A 20,546-nucleotide genomic window follows, 5' to 3' on the forward strand; every position below is an offset into this window, starting at 1 on the left:
GCCCGGGACAAGCCCGGGCATGACGAGTTCGTGGAGCACGACCGCTAAGTAAACAGCGTCGGCTGCTGCCGCGCCGCACGCTCCTGCGCTTCCACCACGGCAACTGCCGTCATGTTGAGGATACCGCGCGCGGTGACCGAGGGCGTCAGGATGTGGGCTGTCCGCGCCGGGCCGATCAGGATGGGGCCGACGGGCAGCGCGTCCGCCAGCGACTTGATCATCTGGTAGGCGACGTTGGCGGTATCCAAGCTCGGCATGATCATGATGTTGGCCTCGCCCTCCAGCTTGGAGTGCGGCAGCACCATGCGGCGCGCCGCGGCGGACAACGCGGTGTCGCCCTGCATTTCGCCGTCGGCCTCGATCTCCGGGTGCTTCTCCTTCAAGAGCTGGGTCGCCCGGCGCATCTTGCGCGAGGAGTCGGTGTCGTAGCTGCCGAAATCGGAGTGCGAGACGAAGGCGATCTTCGGCTTGATGTTGAAGCGCTGGACGTGGACCGCGGCAAGCGAGGCGATCTCGGCAAGCTCTTCCGCACTCGGATTGGGCCGCACTTGCGTGTCGGCGATGAAGAACGCGCCCTTGCTGGTGATCAGCAACGCCAATGCCGCGTAGTCGCTGACGCCGGGCGAGAAGCCGACGATCTCGCGGACATGGCGCAGATGGCTCATGTAGCGGCCCTCGACGCCGCAAAGCATCGCATCGGCCTCCCCGCGCGTCACCGCGAGCGCGGCGATCACCGTGTTGTTGGTACGCACCACCGTGCGCGCAGCATCCGGCGTCACGCCGCGACGGCCGGCGACCTCGACATAGGACTGAACGTAAGAGCGATAGCGCGGATCGTCCTCAGGGTTGACGAGATCGAAATCCTTGCCCGCCTTGATCGACAGGCCGAAGCGCTTGATGCGCGCCTCGACCACGGAGGGGCGGCCGACCAGGATCGGCGTCGCCAGCTTCTCCTCCAGCACCACTTGCGTGGCGCGCAGCACGCGCTCGTCCTCGCCTTCGGCGTAGATCACGCGCACCGGCTGAGTCTTGGCCTTGGCGAACATCGGCTTCATGACGAGGCCGGAGCGGAAGGCGAAGCGCTCGAGCAGCGCGCGATATTCGTCGAAATTGGTGATGGGGCGCGTCGCGACGCCGGATTCCATCGCCGCCTTCGCCACCGCCGGCGCAATACGCAGGATCAGTCGTGGGTCGAAGGGGCTGGGGATCAGCGAGCCCGGACCGAAGCCGCCAGCCTCGCCGGTATCGAGGCTGCCCTGGGAGACGGCATCCGACGGCGCCTCGCGGGCGAGTTGCGCGATGGCCTCGACCGCAGCGTGCTTCATCTCTTCGTTGATCGCGCTGGCGCCGACATCGAGCGCGCCGCGGAAGATGAAGGGGAAGCAGAGGACGTTGTTGACCTGGTTCGGATAGTCGGAGCGACCGGTGCAGATCATGGCGTCGGGACGCACTTTTCGCGCCTCTTCCGGCATGATCTCGGGCGTCGGATTGGCCAGCGCCATGATCAGGGGCTTCTCGCCCATGGCCTTCGCCATCTCGGGCTTGAGCACGCCCGGTGCCGACAGGCCGATGAAGATGTCGGCGCCGCCGATGACGTCGCCCAGCGTGCGCTTGTCGGTCTTCTGCGCGTAGACCGCCTTCCAGCGGTCCATCGAGGTGTTGCGGCCCTCATGGACGAGGCCGTCGATGTCGCAGACCCAGATGTTCTTGCGCTGCGCGCCCATCGACACCAGCAGGTTGAGCGTCGCGATCGCCGCCGCCCCTGCCCCCGACGCCACGATCTTGACCTCCGACAGCTTCTTGCCGTTCAGCCTCAGACCGTTGGTGATGGCGGCGGCGACGATGATGGCGGTGCCGTGCTGGTCGTCATGGAAGACCGGGATCTTCATGCGCTCCTTCAGCCGCGCCTCGATCTCGAAGCATTCCGGACCACGGATGTCTTCCAGATTGATGCCGCCGAAGGTCGGCTCGAGCGCGGCCACCGTCTCGACCACGCGGTCGATGGTGTCGGCGGCGATCTCGATGTCGAACACGTCGATGCCGGCGAATTTCTTGAACAGGACCGCCTTGCCCTCCATCACCGGCTTGGAGGCCAGCGGGCCGATATTGCCGAGGCCGAGCACGGCCGTGCCGTTCGAGACCACCGCGACCAGGTTGGCGCGGGTGGTCAGGGTCGCGGCTTCCGCCGGGTTCTTGGCGATCTCGGTACAGGCGGCGGCAACGCCCGGAGAATAGGCAAGCGCGAGGTCGCGCTGGTTGGCGAGCGGCTTGCTCGCCTGGATCTCGAGCTTTCCGGGGCGCGGCAGTCGGTGATAGGCCAGCGCCGCCTGGTGGAGATCATCGGAATAGGACGACATGCGGTCTTGCCTCGCGTTACCGGCCTCAAAATGCATCATCCGGAGCGATCATCCAAGCGGACGCTATTTCCGGGTCGTGGAAACCCGGATGAAGCACGGCCGAAGGCCCGGTGGCAACATCCGATTGCGGTCCCATCAACAGGGCCATCAGTCAAATATCTGACAGCGCTCGCTTTCCCTGGACCTTGCGACATTTCCCGAATATGGCGGGTTGCGCAGCGCACAATGAGCAACTGGAGCTGGGAATGAAGCGGATCCTGATCGGCCTGATCGTAGCAGCCGTGCTCGTCGCGGGCGGATGGTTCGGCTTCAACCTCTACGTCCAGCACCGCGTCACCGCCGAGATCGAGGCGGCTTTCGAGCAGATCCGCAGCGGTGGCGGCAAGGCGAGCCACGGCAGGATCGGCTTCGACCTGCCGAGCCGGACGCTGACGATCGAGGACATCAATGTCGAGCCGGGGCGCTCGCCCATTGCCGGCTTCAAGGCCGCCCGTATCAAGGCGGCAGGTGTCGGCCAGACCGACGATGCGCATGTCTCGGCCGGCACGATCGAGATCGCCGGCGTGGAGCTGGCGATCTCAGGCGAAGCGGGAGCTGCCGGCCTGAAAGGCAGCTACAAGATCCCGCAAGCCACGTTGACCAATTACTCCGGTCCCACGCGCGTGCAGGGTGCGCCCGCGTCCGAGTCGGTTCTTGACGCCTATCGCTTCACGCTTGAGCAATTTGCGGACGTCACCGCCGCCTCGGTCACCGTTCCGAGCTTGAGCGTCGCGATGAATACCGGCACAGGTGTCACCGGGGACGTGGATATCACCTATTCCGGACTGGCGATCCGCAACATCAACCGCGGCAAGATCGACACGGCCAAGCTGGACCACGCCGTATTCGCCATCACCACGCGGCAACCGTCGCGGCCCGACAAGCTGACCGGCGAGCTCTCCGACATGGTCATCGACGGCTTCGATGCGAATGCGGTGATTGCCGCTCTGGATCCCGCCAAGGCCAATGACGAGACCTACCGCCGCGTCTATCGCCAAGTCACCACCGGAAGCTATGCGCTGACATCGACCCAAGGTGTGCGCGCCCAGGTCGGACGGATCATCGTCGAAGACATCGGCTATCAGCCGTCGAAATTCCGCCCCGGCGAGCTGCTCGCCCTGCTGCCGAAGGATAGCTCGGCGCCTCCGACGCCGGCGCAGAGCCGCGAGCTGATGGAGAAGATCGCTGGTGTTTACGAGGGCCTGCGTGTCGGCAAGGCCGAGATCAGCAATCTGTCGGCCACAACGCCGCAGGGCACTGCGAAGCTCGATGCGATCAAATATGCAGAGGGCGAGTTCGCGGTGGAAGGTCTCGATGCTCCCGCCGCCGCGGGACAATTCAAGATGGATCGCTTCGCGCTCAAATCATTCAGCCTCCCCAGCCTGCTTCGCTGGACGGCAAGCATCGCGACTCCCGGGCGGGCCCCCTCGCCAGATCAGATGCTCGGGCTGTTCGGCGTGCTCGCAGGCGCGGAGCTGAAGGGCGTCGTTGCGCCCTTCAAGAACATCAGGAAGCTGGTCACGGTCGACACCGTGAGCCTGGACTGGGGGCAGCTGATCGGCTCGATTCCGAGCAAAGCGCATGTGGTTGCGAAATTCGTCACGCCAACCGATGCATCCGATCCGAAGCAGCTTCCGTTGCTCGCCGCCGGCATCGACAAGCTCGCGATCGACCTCGATCTAGGCGCCGCCTGGACCCAGCAATCCAACAGCCTCGTGCTCGCGCCGGCGACCCTCGACATTGGAGGCATCGCCAGAGCGCAGGCGCGTCTTGCACTCGCCAACGTGTCCCGCGACATGTTCTCGCTCGATCCGGCGCAGGTGACGGGACAGGCAATGCAGATCGAGACCGGCACGATCGAGCTCTCCCTCCATGACAGCGGCGTCGTCGATCTGGTGGTGGCGCAGTTCGCCCGGATGCAGAACGTCAGTCGCGACGCCGCGCGCAGCGCCATCGTTGAAATGATCCGGGCGCAAGGCGAGAAAGTTGCGGCCTCCAATATCGATGCCAAGCCCGCGGTGGACGCGATCGCGAGCTTCGTCGAGACCTCGGGACAAACGCTCACAATCAAGCTGACACCGCTTGGCAAGGTGCCGGTGCTTCAGCTCATGGACGTCCTGAACAACGAGCCGATCGTCGCGCTGGCGCAGTTCAGGATGGAGGCGTCGACGGGGCTGTAGGGGAGACACAACTCTCTCCCCGTCATTGCGAGCGGAGCGAAGCAATCCAGACTCGCATCCGCGGAAAGATTCTGGATTGCTTCGCTCCGCTCGCAATGACGGTTTGGAGGCAGCTTTCCTCCGCATCCGCCTTGGCGAACGCGGAGGAAATGCAACAGCCTCACTTCTGCGGCAGGTTCACCCGGATGTGCAGCTCGCGGAGCTGCTTGGCCGTGGCTTCCGAGGGCGCGCCCATCAGCAGGTCCATGGCTTGCTGGTTCATCGGGAACAACGAGATCTCGCGCAGATTCGTGGTGCCACAGAGCAGCATGACGATGCGGTCGACGCCCGCGGCCATCCCGCCATGCGGCGGCGCGCCGTACTGGAAGGCGCGGTACATGCCGCCGAAACGCTCGACCACTTCCTGCTCGCCGTAGCCTGCGATCTCGAACGCCTTCACCATGGCTTCCGGCACGTGGTTGCGGATGCCGCCCGAGGCGATCTCGTAGCCGTTGCAGGTGATGTCGTACTGGAACGCCTTGATGGTCAGCGGATCCTGGCTCTTCAGCGCCTCGAGTCCGCCCTGCGGCATCGAGAACGGGTTGTGCGAGAAGTCGACCTTCTTGTCGTCCTCGTTGTACTCGTACATCGGGAAGTCGACGATCCAGGCGAGCTCGAACCGCTCCTTGTCGGTGAGGTTCAATTCCTCGCCGACCTTGTTGCGGGCGAGCCCAGAGAACTTCCAGAACTTATCAGGGTCGCCGGCGACGAAGAAGGCCGCATCGCCTTCCTTGGTGCCGAGCTGCGCGCGGATCGCGGCGGTGCGCTCCGGCCCGATGTTGTTCGCAAGGGGACCCGCGCCCTCGCCGCCCTCGCGCCACATGATGTAGCCAAGGCCGGGCTGGCCCTCGCCCTGCGCCCACGAGTTCATGCGGTCGCAGAAGGCGCGGCTGCCGCCGCCGGTCGCGGGAATGGCCCAGACCTGGTTCTTGGGGTCCTCGAGCATGCGCGCGAACACCTTGAAGCCTGACCCTCGGAAATGCTCGGAGACGTCCTGCATCTCGATCGGGTTGCGCAGGTCAGGCTTGTCGCTGCCGTATTTGCGCAGCGCCTCGGCGAACGGAATGCGGCGCCAGTTCTTCGTCACCGGCTTGCCCTTGGCGAACTCCTCGAACACGCCCGTGATGACAGGCTCCATCGCCGCGAACACGTCTTCCTGCGTGACAAAGCTCATCTCGACGTCGAGCTGGTAGAACTCGCCCGGCAGACGATCGGCGCGCGGGTCTTCGTCGCGGAAGCAGGGCGCGATCTGGAAGTAGCGGTCGAAGCCCGACATCATCAGCAGCTGCTTGTACTGCTGCGGCGCCTGCGGCAGCGCATAGAACTTGCCCGGATGGATGCGCGAGGGCACCAGGAAGTCGCGCGCGCCTTCCGGCGAAGACGCGGTCAGGATCGGCGTGTTGAACTCGAAGAAGCCCTGCCCCTCCATGCGCCGGCGCATCGACTTGATGATCTCGACGCGCGTCATGATGTTCTGATGCAGCTTCTCGCGGCGCAGATCGAGGAAGCGGTACTTCAGGCGGATATCCTCGGGATATTCCTGGTCACCGAACACAGGCAGCGGCAGGTCGCCGGCCGGGCCCAGCACCTCGATCTCGCTGACATAAACCTCGACCTTGCCGGTCGGCAGATCGTCATTGTCGGTGCCTTCGGGGCGCCGGCGGACCTTGCCGTCCATCTTGACCACGAATTCCGAGCGCAGCTTTTCGGCCAGCGAGAACGCCGGCGAGTCCGGGTCGACCACGCACTGGGTCAGGCCGTAATGGTCGCGCAAATCGATGAACAGCACGCCGCCATGGTCGCGCACGCGATGGACCCAGCCCGAGAGGCGGATGGTCTCGCCGATGTTGCTCTCGCGGAGCGCGCCGCATGTATGTGACCGGTAGCGATGCATGGTCGTCCCAAATCAATGTCGGAGGATACGAATCGGACCGCCTGAAACGACCGGTCCGAAGTTGCGGCAGGGTTTACCCGACGAGGCCCAAAGCAGCAACCAAAGGAACGGCCTGTTTTGGACCCCGAAGGACCCTTTTTGGGCCATTTGGGCTCAAGCCTTTGCCATCAGGCGTTCCAGCCCTATCTTGAGCCCATGACGGTCCATTTCCCCTTCCAGAACTCCTATTCGGCCCTGCCGGACAGCTTCTTTGCCCGCGTCGCGCCGACCCCGGTATCCGCGCCCCGGCTGATCAAGCTGAACCGGCCGCTGGCGGTCCAGCTCGGGCTCGATCCTGATGTGCTGGAGACCCCCGAGGGGGCCGAGATCCTGGCCGGGAAAACGGTTCCCGCCGGCGCTGATCCCATCGCCATGGCCTATGCCGGTCACCAGTTCGGGCATTTCGTGCCCCAGCTCGGCGATGGCCGCGCCATCCTGCTCGGCGAGGTCATCGACCGGGACGGCGTCCGCCGCGACATCCAGCTCAAGGGCTCTGGCCCCACCCCGTTCTCCCGCCGCGGCGACGGCCGCGCCGCGCTGGGCCCGGTGCTGCGTGAGTACGTCGTCAGCGAAGCCATGTATGCGCTGGGCATTCCGACCACGCGCTCGCTCGCCGCCGTCGTCACCGGCGAGCACGTCATCCGCGAGACCGCGCTGCCCGGCGCGGTGCTGACCCGCGTCGCCTCCAGCCACATCCGCGTCGGCACCTTCCAGTTCTTCGCCGTCCGCCGCGACACTGATGCGATCCGCCAGCTCGCCGATCACGTCATCACCAGGCACTATCCTGACCTGCTTCACGCCGAGCGGCCCTATCACGCCCTGCTCGCTGGCGTCGTCGAACGCCAGGCTGAGCTCATCGCACGCTGGCTGCTGGTCGGCTTCATCCACGGCGTGATGAACACCGACAACTCTTCCATCTCCGGGGAGACCATCGATTACGGCCCTTGCGCCTTCATGGACGCCTACAACCCGGCGCAGGTTTTCTCGTCGATCGACGAGATGGGCCGCTACGCCTACGCCAACCAGCCGCGCATTGGCTTGTGGAATCTGACGCGCCTTGCCGAATGCCTGCTGCCGCTGTTCTCCGACGACCAGGAGAAGGCGGTCGCGGAAGCGCAGGATATTCTCGGCGCGTTCTCCGATCAGTTCAGCGCGGCCTATCAGGCCGGCCTGCGCCGCAAGGTCGGCCTGTTCACGGAGCGTGACGGCGACGAGGCGCTGATCCAGGACCTGCTCGATGCCATGGCCAAGAACCAGGCCGACTTCACCCTCACCTTCCGCAAGCTCGGCGATGCTGCAGGCGACGACGGCACCGACGTGCGCGCGCAGTTCATGGAGCCCGCAGCCTTCGACGAATGGGCCGGCCGCTGGCGCGCCCGCATCGCGCTGGAGCCGCAGGCCCCGGCCGAACGGCGAGCCGCGATGCACGCCGTCAACCCGATTTTCATCCCGCGCAACCACCGCGTCGAGGCCGTGATCCAGGCTGCCGTCAACAACGACGACTATGCACCGTTCGAGGAGTTGGTGAAGGTGCTGGCCAAGCCCTACGAGGACCAGCCGGAGTATGCCGCGTACGCCGATCCGCCGTTGCCGGATCAGCGGGTGCTGCAGACGTTCTGCGGGACGTAGCGACAAGCTCGATGCGCAGGGTGGATTAGCCGCAGGCGTAATCCACCTCTTCTCTCGCCAAACGGGAAGTAAAGAGGTGGATTACGCTTCGCCAATCCACCCCACAAGTAATCGTGACATTCACGCCCGTTCGCCAAACTCCCCTGCGATCTTGATATCACCACCCCAATCCTCGGGAAACAATCCGGCCCGCACATCGCGATGAAACGACGAGTACGGCCAGTCACTCACTTTGGATACCTGCCCGTGCTTGACCAGGTTGAAATAGCAATACTCGACATGGCGCGCGTAATCGGCCTCGTCACGAATGAGATGCTCCCAGAACCGGCGTTGCCAGATGCCGCGTTCGTTTCGTGCGGCGCGGACTGTGCTTAATCGTTCATTCGCCGGGAGCGCTTTGGCGAAACGTGTCTTGATCAATCGCCAACGGACCGAAAAATCCGCGGCGCCCGGTGGTAACTTCCAGACGGCATGCAAATGATCCGGGAGAACCACGAAAGCATCTATGTCGAAGGGATGGCTCTGGCGCGTTGCGGCGACCGCGTCCCGTAGAATTTCGATCCGCTCAGTTAGGAGAGCTTTCCGCCGGTCAAGCAGATTCACAGTGAAGAACCAGCATCCTCCACGAATGAATGCACGGCGATAATTGGACATCGACGACAACTAGCACAACTTTTAGTTGGCTCACAGGGTGGATTACGCTTCGCTAATCCACCCTACCGTTCTCGCGCCTGACTACGGCTTCCTGTGGAATTGGATGCGCTCGGGAACCACTGTCATCAAACTGAAACACACGCGCACTAACGCCCTGCCAGGGCCGTCCTGCCGGAGGCGCCCGTCCTCCAGAAGCCCCGACAAAGCGCGCCATGCCCTTCAAGTTCATCCACATCACCGACACCCATCTCGCAAACCCCGGGCTGAAGCTCTACGGCCTCGACCCGCGCACCCGGCTCGATGCGGCGATCGCCGACGTCAACAAGCACCAGGCCGATGCCGCCTTCGCGGTGGTGACCGGCGACCTCACCCATTGGGGCGAGCCTGAATCCTACGCCAATTTCGCCGAGGCGATGTCGGCGCTGAAGGTTCCTTACATTGCGATGGTCGGCAATCACGACAAGCGCGTCGCCTGCCTCGACGGGCTGAAGGCCGCGCCGCGCGATCCCAACGGCTTCGTGCAGGGTACCCGCACCACCGAGCATGGCCTTTTCGTCTTCCTCGACACGCTGGACGAGACCAGCCATGCCGGCGAGATGTGCGCCAAGCGCTTCGATTGGCTGGCGAAGACGCTTTCCGCCGCGCCCGCCGACCAACCCTTCGTCGTGTTCATGCATCATCCGCCCTTCCCGGTCGGCGTGCACGCGATGGACGAGATTGCGCTGAAGCAGAGCGCCGAGTTTGCCGCGGTGATCGCGCCCTACCGCGCCCGTATCCGCCATCTCTTCTTCGGCCATGTGCACCGGCCGATCTTCGGCAGCTATGGCAAGATCCCGTTCTCGACGCTACGCGGTACCAACCACCAGGTCTGGTTCGAGCTTGATGCCAACGCCGCCGACCATCTCGCCAGCCACGAGCCGCCGGCCTATGGCGTGGTGCTGATCGACGACGACAATCTCGTCGTGCACAGTCACGACTTCCTCGACACCAGTCTGCGCTTCCCCTTCGACCCACCTGCGGGCGTGGACGGCCGCGACTATGCGCTCAATTTCCCGGCGCGATGACATGAGCCTCGCAGAACCCGTGGCTCTTCCGGTCGTGGCATCAGTGCCGACGCGGCTGCATATCGTGACGCGGTTCATTGCCCGCCTCAAAGCTTCGCTGCCGGCCTATCTGCTGCTGCTGCCCTCGCTGATCTTCCTCGCGCTGTTCACCTATGGCGCAATGGGCCGCGTGGTCATCGATGCGCTCTATCAGCGCGCCACGCCAAAGGCGCCGCTTCGCTTCGTCGGCCTGGACAATATCGCTGCGGTGCTGGCGGACCCCGCCTTCACCGGCGCCGTCATCAACAATGCGATCTACGCCGTCGGCACCGCGATCCCCAGCATCGGCCTCGCGCTCTTGTTCGCCCTGGCGCTGGCGCGGACCAATGTGGTGACCAGCGCGCTGCGCGCCGCGCTGTTCCTGCCGGTGCTGATCCCGATGGTCGCCGCATCCGCGCTGTTCCTGTTCATCTTCCTGCCCAATGTCGGCCTGCTCGATTACTACATCGGCCGGCTGCTGCCGGTGCTGCCGAACTGGCTCGGCGACCCCGATATCGCACTCTACGCGATCATGATCATCACGATCTGGAAGAACGCCGGCTATTACATGCTGTTCTTCTTGGCCGGCCTCCAGGCCGTGCCTGAGGATGTCATGGAAGCGGCGCATCTCGATGGTGCAGGTCCCGTCATGCGGCTGCGCTACATCATCCTGCCGGAGCTCAAGCCCACCTTCCTCTTCGTCACCGTCATCGCCACGCTCAATGCGGTGACGCAGGCGACCATGTCTTTGTCATGACCAAGGGCGGCCCGTCGAACGCGACCAATCTCGTGCTGTTCTACATCTACCAACAAGCCGTCGAGCACTACGACATCGGCATGGCGTCGGCGGCAACGCTGCTGACCCTCGCCGCCCTGATGGCGCTCACTGCTCTGTCGTTCCGCACCATGGCCAACCGCGAGGGCGGACCATGAAGCTGATCGATCGTCTCTACAAGGACGCCCCGCTCGCCACCCGCAACGAGATCACGCCCAAACTCGGCTTCCTGTTGACGGTCCTGCTCGCGTTCGCCTGGCTGATCCCGTTCCTGTGGATGGGCGTGGCGACGCTGCGCCCGTCCTCCGATGGCATCAATCTGATGGCCGAGCTGATCCCGAGCCTGAAGCCGACGCTCGACAATATCAGGGATGCCTGGGAGATCGGCGACTTCCCGCGCTACTTCCTCAACACCACCATCATCTGCACCGGCATCCTGCTGGTGCAATTCGTCACGATCACACTGGCAGGGTTTGCGTTCGCGCGGCTCGACTTCGCCGGCAAGACGCTGATCTTCTATCTGTTCCTGATGCAGCTGATGCTGGTGCCGGTGCTGCTGATCGTGCCGAACCTGCGCATCATCGCGCAGTTCGGCCTTTACGACACGCTCGCCGGCGTGATGATGCCGTTCTTCGCCTCCGCCTTCGGCACCTTCCTGATGCGGCAGGCGTTCGAAGCGATCCCGACCGAGCTGGAAGACGCCGCGCTGATCGACGGCGCCAGCCTATTCCAGCGCATCCGGCATATCTATGTGCCGCTGTCGATCCCGAGCTTCTCGGCCTTTGCCATCATCTCGGTGACCAGCCACTGGAACGACTTCCTGTGGCCGCTGATGGTGATCAACTCGCCTGACAAGCGGCCGCTCACGGTCGGCCTGTCGGTCTTCACCGCAACAGCGGAAGGCACGCAGGCCTGGGGCACGATTGCCGCCGGCACGCTGATGGTGATCGCACCGCTGCTCATCACCTTCCTGATCTTCCAGAAGCGCTTCATCAGCTCTTTCGTCACCTCAGGCATCAAATAGGAGATTTTCCGATGCTGTTCTCCCGCAGGCTCATGCTTGGCCTTGCCATGGCAGGTTCTCTGGCAAGTGCCTTGACAGGCACACTGGCCTTCCCGGCTCTCGCCGGCGAAGGTCCGACCGAGATCGACCTGTTCTTCCCCGTGCCCGTCGACGGCAAGCTCGCCCGCGACATGGGCAGCTTGATCAAGGAGTTCAACGAGACCCATCCGGACGTCAAGGCAACGGCCGTCTACACCGGCTCCTATGACGACACGCTGATCAAGACGCGCGCCTCGATCAAGGCCGGCAAGCCGCCGGCCGCCGTGATCATGTCGGCGAACTTCCTGCTCGACATGCAGATCGAGAACGAGCTCACCAATCTCGATTCCTTGATCGCCGCAGACGGCACCACCAAAGAGAAGTTCTTGGGCCAGTTCTTCCCGGCACTGCAGGGCAATGCCGTGATCAACCGCTCGGTCTATGGCGTGCCCTTCCACAATTCGACACCGCTGCTCTACATCAACGCCGACAAGGCCAAGCAAGCCGCCCTCGATCCGAGCAAGCCGCCGCAAACCTGGGCCGAGCTGACCGACTGGGCCAAGAAGCTGACCAAGCGCGAGGGCGACAAGGTCACGCAATGGGGCATCACGATCCCCTGCGCCTATGATTATTGCGGCTGGATGATGGAGACGCTCACCATGAGCAATGGCGGGCGCTACTACAACGAAGAGTTCGGCGGCGAGGTCTATTACGATACGCCCTCGATGCTGGGTGCATTGAGCTGGTGGAACGACCTCGTGAGCAAGCACAAGGTTCACCCGCCCGGCGCCACGCCTGGTCCGGCCGTCAGCACCTCCTTCATTGCAGGCAACGCCGCGATGATGATGCTGTCGACGGGCTCGCTGACCTATGTGCGCGAGAATGCCAAGTTCAACTACAAGGTCGCCTTCATTCCGCGCAACGTCCGCAACGCCGTGCCGATCGGCGGCGCCTCGCTGATCATTCCGGCAGGCGTGGAAGCCGACAAGCAGAAGGCCGCCTGGACGCTGATCAAGTGGATGACCTCGCCCGAGAAGAGCGCCTGGTGGAGCCGCGCCACCGGCTATTTCGCGCCCAACATTGCCGCCTACAAGACGCCTGACATGGTCGACTTCCTCGGCAAGAACCCGGACGCCAAGACCGCGGTGGAGCAGCTCGACGTCGCCAAGCCCTGGTTCGCGACCTACAAGACCGTGCCCGTCCGCAAGAATCTCGAGGACGAGGTCATGCTGGTCCTCAACGGCAAGAAGCAGCCGAAGGAAGCGTTGGTTGCGGCGCAGAAGGCGGCGGACGAGACCCTGAAGCCTTACAATGCCGAGACCTCGCTGAAGGTGCCGTAAGCAGCCTCGGTCACTTCGCAGGGTGGGTTAGCCGAGCAGATGCACGAAGTGCGTCTGCTCGGCGTAACCCAGCCGGCTTCCCTGCATTACGCTGGGTCATCAGCTGTCCCTTCCGCGACGGTCGATCCAGCCAATAACCGTGATGGTCAGACTGGTATCCGAACCGCTGACGGATACTTTGCTGTTAACCTGCTGACTTGTGTTCGTCATAACGACCGTCTGACCGCCTGCGTAAAGCGGGCTGGCGTTGGCACTATACGGCTCGATGGTCACGACACCGCCAGCGCCGAGCGTTGGCGTACTATTGATGGCGGGATCCCACACGTAGATGCCTGCGGGGACGTTGGTGGCCGTGGGTGCGCCGCCAACCACCGACAGCACGGCCGCGACCCGTAGCCCGAGCGGGGTTGACGGCAAGGTGCGGACCACCAAAGCGGTACCAGGATTGGTCGCCACGATGTCGGCGACCGGCAAATCCCAATAAAACTGATCGCCGTCTTGGATAAATTTGACCCACTGCCCAGAGGCGTTGGTTTTGATCGAACCGATCCGCCGTTTCAGCGTGTAGGCGGCATTCGGCATCGTTGGCACCGTCGCGGATGACGAAGTGAGCACATCCACCGCATTGTTTACGCGTATGACGCCAACGGAAATCGGCTGTCGGAAACAATCAATGTCGCGGCAAGCGGCGCAACCGGCGTCTGGGGGTGCTTCAACTGGAATGCCAGCGGCGGCGCGAAGTGGGGGTCGTAGAAGATCTGAAGGACGCGGTTCCGTTGCTTGGGAGCGTGTTGCGAAGCGATGGTTGCCCACTCGCGGCCGTACTTCTGCTTGTTCTCTTCCATTGCAGCCTGCTCGCTGGGGAAATCGTCGGACTAGAGCAGCCTACCTCCCGAACCAATTTGTGGCTACGCCCGGGTCTCTGACTTCCGGGCCTCATTTCTGAGATCTGAAAATGACAAAGTCGCGTATCGCCGCCGGCAATGGAAACTTCGGGAGCCGCAAGTCCTTGATATCCGCCTGCGGGTTGCTGGTCCTCACGACATTTCTATTTGGACCAGCGAGGGCCGAGCTCAGCTTCCAGAACGCTCCGCCTGTCTCCATCGAAGAGGCTGACAGCATCCTTCGCGGTCGCACTGCCGCGGAGCAGGCAAGCCCGGCAATGCCCGTTCCACCCAAGGCGGGTGCAACGCAGAACAATCTGCAAGCTCAGCTTCCCGAATCTCCAGCCGGCTGCGCCTCCGGGTCATCTCAGCCTGACGAGATCTCGGCCCTGGCGAGCGCACTGAAATGCAATGTCGATCTGATCTACGAGTACGTTTACAACAATATCGAGTACGAGCCGCTATTTGGCAGTAACAAGGGTGCGCTCGGCGCCCTACTCGATCAACGAGGCAACGACATTGATCAGGCACAGCTCCTTGTTGCCCTGCTCAATGCCTCTGGCATCACTCAAACGAACTTCATCTACGGTTACATCACGGTCACGGGCTCGACGAATCCGCCGCCGCCCTGCACAGCTACTACCGTTACTTCTGCCGCCGGGTGGCTCGGCGTCAAGAACGACTACTACGCTATTGTGAATGCGCTTGCGAACGGCGGGATACCGCTCCGGAGCGGGGTCCTCGACGGCGGCAATGGCGGTTTGCTGTGCCTCGACGTCGCACATGTCTGGGTACAAGTCACAATCGGTGGCACGAACTACGTATTCGACCCAAGCTTCAAGCTGCATACTGTCTCGACGGGCCTCGGCAATCTGCCAGCGATCCTCGGATATACCAAGTCGCAGTTTCTTGCAGACACGGGTGGCACGATCGACTCAACCTCGATTTCCAACGTCAACCGGGCGCAGATGCGCGCAAATTTGACGAGCTATGCGAACAATCTGATCGCCTACATTAAGGCCAACAATCCGGCTTACACTCTGACTGATGTCATCGGCGGCAAGTCCATCATTCCATTGACGGGATCGCCGATTCGCCAGACCAGCCTTCCTTATCTTGCGACCAATCAGCCGTCCGGCTTTCCGCAGAATTGGGGAAGCAGTGTTCCGAACGCGTATCGGACATGTCTCGCGATCTCCATGCCAGGCGTATCCCAGCAGACGTGCGCTACAGCAACCGCCCAGACCGTCATCCTTTATTCGGACCAGACTTATGGCCAACGCATTACCGTTTTCTCAACGCCCGATCCCTCGATTTCGGGCAAATATATTCCGACGCTGCTGGTCAACGGTGCAACGCCGACAAGCGGCACCAACACCGGATCTTCGGCCGCATCCGGAACGCCTTGGTCGATCTATACCTCGGTCACGCATCCCTATGTCTTCACAGGCGACAATCAGGCAAAATCGCTGACCGCCAATGCGGGAGGCTCCTACCTCATTGGCGCGGGCTGGGGCCGGGTCGGCCGGGGTATGGTCGCCAAGCACCAGCAGCTTCTTGCACAAGCCCTCGCTGTCCCGGGCGCCGATCCTGCATCTGAGCCGATCCTCGGCGAGACCTTGGCAGTCATCAGTTATAATTGGCTGACGGAGAACGCCGCACAGCAGGCAATCGGCGATGCAATCGGCCTGGTCACCACCCAATATCATCATGGGATCGGTATCACCGCACAGACCGCGATTCAGCAGACCGGTAACCAGGGTCCCTACGTCGATCTGCCGATGAACGTCCTGTCGCTCGGACAGCAGACATGCTGGCCGAGTAGTGGATGTCCGTTCCCCACGGGAATAGTCGGCGCCTTTTTCACGGACTCAGGGACGTCAAGTGCGTTCGAGTCGGCGGTCCTCGAGCAGACCCAGGCGCCGGTCCCCGGCATGGTGGCCGCCTCGACAGTCGCGCTCGTCGACCAGAATGCCGCCACGGGAGCCAAAACGTTCTTTGCGGACGGCACCACAGCGACAGGCCAGAGCAACTACATCAACATCATCAGGCCGCAGCTTCAGCAACCGGGCATCAGTTATTCTTCGGCGGATCTGGCGACAATCGATGTCGCGATCACCGGGACAAGCCCTCCGCCCGCAAGTCCAACCCCGACCCAGAGCCAGGTCCTGGCACCTGTCAATGGCGTCATGTCGATCGGCCTCTGGAAAGGGGCAGGCTACACGGTCATCACGCAGACCGGAACTTCGATTGGCATCTTGCAGAAGATCAGCGGCGGCCTGAGCGGTGGGTTCACGGGAACGCCCGTTCCGACTGCGCAATTGGTGCCGAACACGGCCAACACCATGCAATCGCCCGCTGGAAACGGCCAGGTGCCAGCCCTTGTGAATACGGCGCCTGCCCAGGGCGACAAGCTGACCAATGAACCCATCGACGCGATCACGGGTGCCAACGTCTACACACACCGCGATCTCACGGTGGGCAGCGGTGTTTTTCCCTTCGCGCTGTCATTCGGCCGCACATATCTGTCGTCCTCGAATCTGGTCGATGCCGGATTGGGGCGGGGATGGGCGCACGACTACAGTCTCGCCGCCACAGCGGATAGCGATCCCTACGCGGGAATGGGCGCCACGTCACCGATCAGCAGTGCATCCACGATTGCGGCCGTCTACGTATTGCAGGATCTCCTGAATACATCGGCGCAAAGCGCCCAGTCGCTGACACTGTCGTGGCTCGTCGCCAACTGGCTCACGGATCAACTGACGAACAACGTTGCTCTGATCAAGCGGCCTGACACGATCGAGGAATATGTCGCCCTGCCGCATTCGGACGACGCAACGTCGCTGATCTACAATCAGCCGCTTGGCTCGTCGATCACGCTGACCGGCGCGGTCCCTGGAACGGGCAATCCGACATCCTACGCCTACACGACGAAAGACGGCATCGCTCTTACCTTTTCGCCGACTGCCGCCGGAGGCCGCAGCCTGCCTGTCTCGTCATGGATCTGGCCGAATGGCGTGCAATTGGCCTTCACCTATGACGGCTCCGGAAATCTTGCGAGCGTTGCCAACAATCTGGGCCGCCAGCTGAACCTGTCCTACGCGGGCGGACATCTCTCTTCCGTTTCCGACGGACAGCGTTCCGTTGCCTATGCCTATGCGGGCAGCAATCTCGCCAGCATGACCGATCCGCTCGGCTTCGTAACCAGTTACGCCTATGACACCTCTGGTGCCTACGACGCGGCCGGCCATCTGACGCAGGTGTACTACCCGTCGAATCCGGCCGTGCCGTTTGTAACCAACGCCTACGACAGCCTGGGTCGGGTGGTGTTGCAGGCTAACGCGAACGGCCAAAGCTGGAGCTTCTATTTTGCAGGCTCGCGCAGCGAGATCGTGGATCCGCTCGGCAATCGGGAAGTCACGTATCAGACCTCGCGAGGCAAGGTCACCAAGGATGCGTTCGTCCTCAACGCGACCTTCGGCAACGTGTTCAGTGACACCGGACAAAGCAACGGCAACGTCAATGTCTTCTCCAGCCGGTATGACGGTCAGGACCGGCTGGTCTTGTCGACGGCACCCGAGCGAGGCACGACGGCGTTCACATATTCGCCGGACCTCAAGCAGAATATCGTCAATGTGACGCAGACGGCGAAACCCGGATCTCCGCTGTCGCCGCTGGTCACCACAATCGCTTACGATCCGATCTTCAGCAAGCCGACCCGCATCACCGACCCACTCGGTCTGGTCACTTCGATCAGTTACGACGCCCGTGGCAACCTCCTGACATCGACCTTAGACTTCGGCAGCTCGTCGCACCTCAATGCGCGCAACAGCTTCACCTACAACGACGTGGGGCAGGTTCTAACCGCAACCGACCCACTCGGCGTCATCACCCAGTTCTCCTATGACGGCTCCGGCAATCAAACCGCGATCCTTCGCGATGCAGGCACGGGGCGCCTCAACCAGCAGACTTCTCTTGCTTACAATCTCCAGGGCGACGTGGTCTCCGTTGTCGATTCCAGGGGAAATGCGAAGACCTATGCTTACGACGCGGCGCGGCGCCTGACTGCAACGACCTCTCCGCCGACATCGGCTGCGCCCGGCGGACTGACCAGCTCGCTGAATTACGATCCCGATGGCCATGTTCTGATAACCCAGGACTCGGCCGGTGGGAGCATCCTTCGCACGGTCCGAGCTTCTTATTCCCTGACCGGGAAGATCGCCACGTTGACCGATGCCAACAACAATCCACCGACCAAGTTCAACTACAATCAGGTGGACCAGCTCGCGAGCATCACCGACCCCGTCGGGCGGACGACCCTCTACGGCTATGACGCAATGCGCCGCCCCGTCAGCGTCAGCAACAGCGCTGTGCAGACGACACCGTTGTTGCAGCAAAGCTATACGCCGGACGGGCTTATCGGCGGCCTGACCGACGCCAAGAGTCATGTCACCAGTTTCGCCTATGACGGCTTCGACCGGCTCAGCACGACGACTTATCCGCTCGGCAGCACCGAGCAACTCACCTACGATGCCGATGGTAATGTTCTGACTCGCCGGACCCGCGCCGGCGCAACGATCAGCTACGGCTATGACACGCTGAACCGGATCAAGACCAAGACGCCGCCGTCTCCGGCCGCCGTGGTCAGCTACGGTTACGATCTGGCGGGACACCTGACCAGCGTCAGCGACAACAGCGCATCGATCGCCACGCCGGCGAGCGGCGCGGTGGCGGCGATGAGCTATTCCTACGACGCGATGAACCGGCTGACAGCAACGAGCTTCAGCCCGGTGCAGCCGCAGGCCCCGCCGACGGCCGGCAGCGCGACCTTCTCGTTTGCCTACAACGCCGCCAACCAGCGCATCCGCCAATCGGCTACCGACAATTCGTTTCTCGCCTATCCGCCCGCCACGCCTGGCACCGTCAGCTACACCAGCAACAGCCTCGATCAGTATACCGCGGTCGGTGCGATCGCCCCGACCTATGACGGCAACGGCAATCTCAGCTTCGACGGCAGCTTCACCTATTGCTACGACGCCGAGAACCGGCTGATCGCCGCGATCAGCGCCGGGACCTGCGCTGCTCCCAGCACGACCGTTGCCATCTACGCTTATGACGCGCAGGGACGGCGCAGGTCGAAGACGGTGGGCGGCACGACCACCATCACCGTCACCGACCCGGCTGGCCGCGCGCTGATGGATTACGACGGCGCCAGCGGCGCGATCCTGCGCTGGTACGGATTCGGCCTCGGCCCCAATGACGTTCTGACCCAGGCCAACGTCGCCTCCGGCACCCGCACCGCGTTCATCCCCGATGTCCAGGGATCGATCGTTGCGACCCAGGATTCCTCGACCGGCGCACTGACCAAGGCTGGCTTTCTGCCCTATGGCGCGAGCAGCACCACCGCCGGCACCTTCCGCTACACCGGCGCCCGTATCGATGCCGAGACCAACGGGCTCTACGATTTCCGCGCCCGCATCTATTCGCCGGCACTCGGCCGCTTCCTGCAAACCGACCCGCTGGGATCTGGAGGCGGCACCAATCTCTATGCCTATGTCGGCAACGATCCGCTGAACTGGATCGACCCCTATGGCCTCGTCGCCGAGGACCCCCAGGCCGACGCCGGCGGCGCAGGCCAAGGCAACGGCAATCAGCCGCCCGTGGCCGCCGCCGCGGGCGGAGCCGGCGGCGGAGACGATGGCGGCGATGATTGGCTCAGGAAGCTGATTGCCAGGATCTTGGCGGGACAGGAGAATCAAAGCAGTCGAGGTGAGTTCGTCACTACCCAGAGGGGAGTTTCTCAGGTTGCATTAAACAAGGTTGCTGGTGATGCATTCGAAGCGGATGTGATCGCGAACGTTCTGCCTCAGACGCAGGTCAATACTCGACCTCAGATCACCATCAAGTCCAATGGTCCATCTGGCCTGAGAGTCCGGTTGGACGCAGTCGGTAGCGACGTGGCGAACGCCACAATACGACTATCGGACATGAAGGCGTCCAGCACGGCGCCATTCACCTCCAACCAAATCGTAGTCTATCCCGAATTGGAGCTTTACGGCGGCGTGGTGGTGGGCAAAGGCAAAGCTCCCTATGTTGGTGGGACGAACATACCTCCAACCGCTGTTAATATAATTCGAAAGACGGGACGATGAGCTTAGACAATTCAGAAGTGGTTGACGCTATCGGTACTGAAGCCCGCGATGGAACCGTCGTGCTTAGCATCATTGATGGTTGGGACTGGGACGATGAACAACGGCATCTTCGAGCTTTGCAGGATAAGTTCAATGCGTATTTTGGCTTCGTGGAATCTAAGCAAATCTATGAAGTTTATCCCGAAGCTGATGGGAAGCCTTTGCGTATTGACATCATTAGCCGGTTCCCGATTCCCCAGAGGGGCTTAGCCTTTTTGGAAAAGGTATCGGCGGTTGCAGCCCAACTCAATATTGCAGTCGCCCATCGCGGATTATAGTGCCGGATGCCATGCTGGACTGGCCTCCCCCTGAGTGAGACGCGACAATTGCAGTGACAGGCATTCCGAGGATGACCTGCGGCAGAACGAGGAAAGAAGCGTCAGTTTCCGGCGGCTTTCAAA

Annotated in this window: 12 protein-coding genes and 1 pseudogene; 8 read left to right on the forward strand and 5 right to left on the reverse strand. The window is 62.7% G+C overall.

Annotated features, from left to right (window positions below):
* Positions 1-44: 44 nt before the first annotated feature.
* Positions 45-2,357, reverse strand: coding sequence for an NADP-dependent malic enzyme (locus AOQ71_RS36885; protein WP_057759009.1), 2,313 nt, complete (start codon positions 2,355-2,357; stop codon positions 45-47).
* A gap of 245 nt (positions 2,358-2,602) precedes the next feature.
* Here AOQ71_RS36885 and AOQ71_RS36890 point away from each other — a divergent pair, with 245 nt between their 5' ends.
* The gene (locus tag AOQ71_RS36890) at positions 2,603-4,576 is read left to right on the forward strand and encodes a hypothetical protein (protein WP_057759011.1); all 1,974 of its coding nucleotides are present in this window, start codon (positions 2,603-2,605) and stop codon (positions 4,574-4,576) included.
* A 160-nt stretch (positions 4,577-4,736) separates the two neighbouring features.
* Here the strand turns inward: AOQ71_RS36890 and aspS are convergent, their stop codons facing one another.
* Positions 4,737-6,509, reverse strand: coding sequence for an aspartate--tRNA ligase (gene aspS / locus AOQ71_RS36895; RefSeq protein WP_057757812.1), 1,773 nt, complete (start codon positions 6,507-6,509; stop codon positions 4,737-4,739).
* 195 nt (positions 6,510-6,704) lie between these two features.
* On the opposite strand from aspS, the gene AOQ71_RS36900 reads away from it, so the two are divergent.
* Complete coding sequence (locus AOQ71_RS36900) at positions 6,705-8,177, forward strand: protein adenylyltransferase SelO (RefSeq protein WP_057757815.1); 1,473 nt, start codon at positions 6,705-6,707, stop codon at positions 8,175-8,177.
* Positions 8,178-8,297: 120 nt separating this feature from the next.
* Here the strand turns inward: AOQ71_RS36900 and AOQ71_RS36905 are convergent, their stop codons facing one another.
* Entirely contained in the window at positions 8,298-8,831 is a 534-nt protein-coding gene (locus tag AOQ71_RS36905; protein WP_057757818.1) for an REP-associated tyrosine transposase, read from the reverse strand.
* 212 nt (positions 8,832-9,043) lie between these two features.
* On the opposite strand from AOQ71_RS36905, the gene AOQ71_RS36910 reads away from it, so the two are divergent.
* The 4 genes and pseudogenes from AOQ71_RS36910 (at position 9,044) to AOQ71_RS36925 (ending at position 13,070) form a co-directional block, all read left to right on the forward strand.
* Entirely contained in the window at positions 9,044-9,895 is an 852-nt protein-coding gene (locus tag AOQ71_RS36910) for a phosphodiesterase (RefSeq protein WP_057757821.1), read from the forward strand.
* Between the two features lies 1 nt (position 9,896).
* Positions 9,897-10,846: pseudogene (locus AOQ71_RS36915) on the forward strand (carbohydrate ABC transporter permease).
* Complete coding sequence (locus AOQ71_RS36920) at positions 10,843-11,712, forward strand: carbohydrate ABC transporter permease (protein WP_057757823.1); 870 nt, start codon at positions 10,843-10,845, stop codon at positions 11,710-11,712. The pseudogene AOQ71_RS36915 and the gene AOQ71_RS36920 overlap by 4 nt, the downstream one beginning before the upstream one ends.
* Positions 11,713-11,723: 11 nt before the next feature.
* Entirely contained in the window at positions 11,724-13,070 is a 1,347-nt protein-coding gene (locus AOQ71_RS36925) for an ABC transporter substrate-binding protein (protein ID WP_057757826.1), read from the forward strand.
* A 99-nt stretch (positions 13,071-13,169) separates the two neighbouring features.
* On the opposite strand, the gene AOQ71_RS36930 is transcribed toward AOQ71_RS36925, so the two are convergent.
* Together AOQ71_RS36930 and AOQ71_RS36935 are read right to left on the reverse strand one after the other, a co-directional pair.
* The gene (locus AOQ71_RS36930) at positions 13,170-13,652 is read right to left on the reverse strand and encodes a hypothetical protein (RefSeq protein WP_157083791.1); all 483 of its coding nucleotides are present in this window, start codon (positions 13,650-13,652) and stop codon (positions 13,170-13,172) included.
* A 47-nt stretch (positions 13,653-13,699) separates the two neighbouring features.
* Positions 13,700-13,915 carry a hypothetical protein gene (locus AOQ71_RS36935; RefSeq protein ID WP_057757832.1) on the reverse strand — a complete coding sequence of 72 codons (216 nt, stop codon included), beginning with the start codon at positions 13,913-13,915 and terminating at the stop codon, positions 13,700-13,702.
* A gap of 110 nt (positions 13,916-14,025) precedes the next feature.
* Here AOQ71_RS36935 and AOQ71_RS36940 point away from each other — a divergent pair, with 110 nt between their 5' ends.
* Together AOQ71_RS36940 and AOQ71_RS36945 are read left to right on the forward strand one after the other, a co-directional pair.
* On the forward strand, positions 14,026-20,106 hold the full coding sequence (locus AOQ71_RS36940; protein WP_057757835.1) for an RHS repeat-associated core domain-containing protein: 6,081 nt from the start codon (positions 14,026-14,028) through the stop codon (positions 20,104-20,106).
* The gene (locus AOQ71_RS36945; RefSeq protein ID WP_057757838.1) at positions 20,103-20,423 is read left to right on the forward strand and encodes a DUF6572 domain-containing protein; all 321 of its coding nucleotides are present in this window, start codon (positions 20,103-20,105) and stop codon (positions 20,421-20,423) included. Before AOQ71_RS36940 ends, AOQ71_RS36945 begins: the two co-directional genes overlap by 4 nt.
* Positions 20,424-20,546 lie beyond the last annotated feature (123 nt).

It is taken from the genome of Bradyrhizobium manausense (genome assembly GCF_001440035.1).
In the GTDB taxonomy this organism is placed as follows: Bacteria; Pseudomonadota; Alphaproteobacteria; order Rhizobiales; family Xanthobacteraceae; genus Bradyrhizobium; species Bradyrhizobium manausense.

Excerpts from the sequence above, each read along its gene's own strand:
- AOQ71_RS36885 (WP_057759009.1), bottom strand. The coding sequence starts at position 2,357 with ATGTCGTCCTATTCCGATGATCTCCACCAGGCGGCGCTGGCCTATCAC.
- AOQ71_RS36890 (WP_057759011.1), top strand. The coding sequence starts at position 2,603 with ATGAAGCGGATCCTGATCGGCCTGATCGTAGCAGCCGTGCTCGTCGCG.
- aspS (WP_057757812.1), bottom strand. The coding sequence starts at position 6,509 with ATGCATCGCTACCGGTCACATACATGCGGCGCGCTCCGCGAGAGCAAC.
- AOQ71_RS36900 (WP_057757815.1), top strand. The coding sequence starts at position 6,705 with ATGACGGTCCATTTCCCCTTCCAGAACTCCTATTCGGCCCTGCCGGAC.
- AOQ71_RS36905 (WP_057757818.1), bottom strand. The coding sequence starts at position 8,831 with ATGTCCAATTATCGCCGTGCATTCATTCGTGGAGGATGCTGGTTCTTC.
- AOQ71_RS36910 (WP_057757821.1), top strand. The coding sequence starts at position 9,044 with ATGCCCTTCAAGTTCATCCACATCACCGACACCCATCTCGCAAACCCC.
- AOQ71_RS36920 (WP_057757823.1), top strand. The coding sequence starts at position 10,843 with ATGAAGCTGATCGATCGTCTCTACAAGGACGCCCCGCTCGCCACCCGC.
- AOQ71_RS36925 (WP_057757826.1), top strand. The coding sequence starts at position 11,724 with ATGCTGTTCTCCCGCAGGCTCATGCTTGGCCTTGCCATGGCAGGTTCT.
- AOQ71_RS36930 (WP_157083791.1), bottom strand. The coding sequence starts at position 13,652 with ATGCCGAATGCCGCCTACACGCTGAAACGGCGGATCGGTTCGATCAAA.
- AOQ71_RS36935 (WP_057757832.1), bottom strand. The coding sequence starts at position 13,915 with ATGGAAGAGAACAAGCAGAAGTACGGCCGCGAGTGGGCAACCATCGCT.
- AOQ71_RS36940 (WP_057757835.1), top strand. The coding sequence starts at position 14,026 with ATGACAAAGTCGCGTATCGCCGCCGGCAATGGAAACTTCGGGAGCCGC.
- AOQ71_RS36945 (WP_057757838.1), top strand. The coding sequence starts at position 20,103 with ATGAGCTTAGACAATTCAGAAGTGGTTGACGCTATCGGTACTGAAGCC.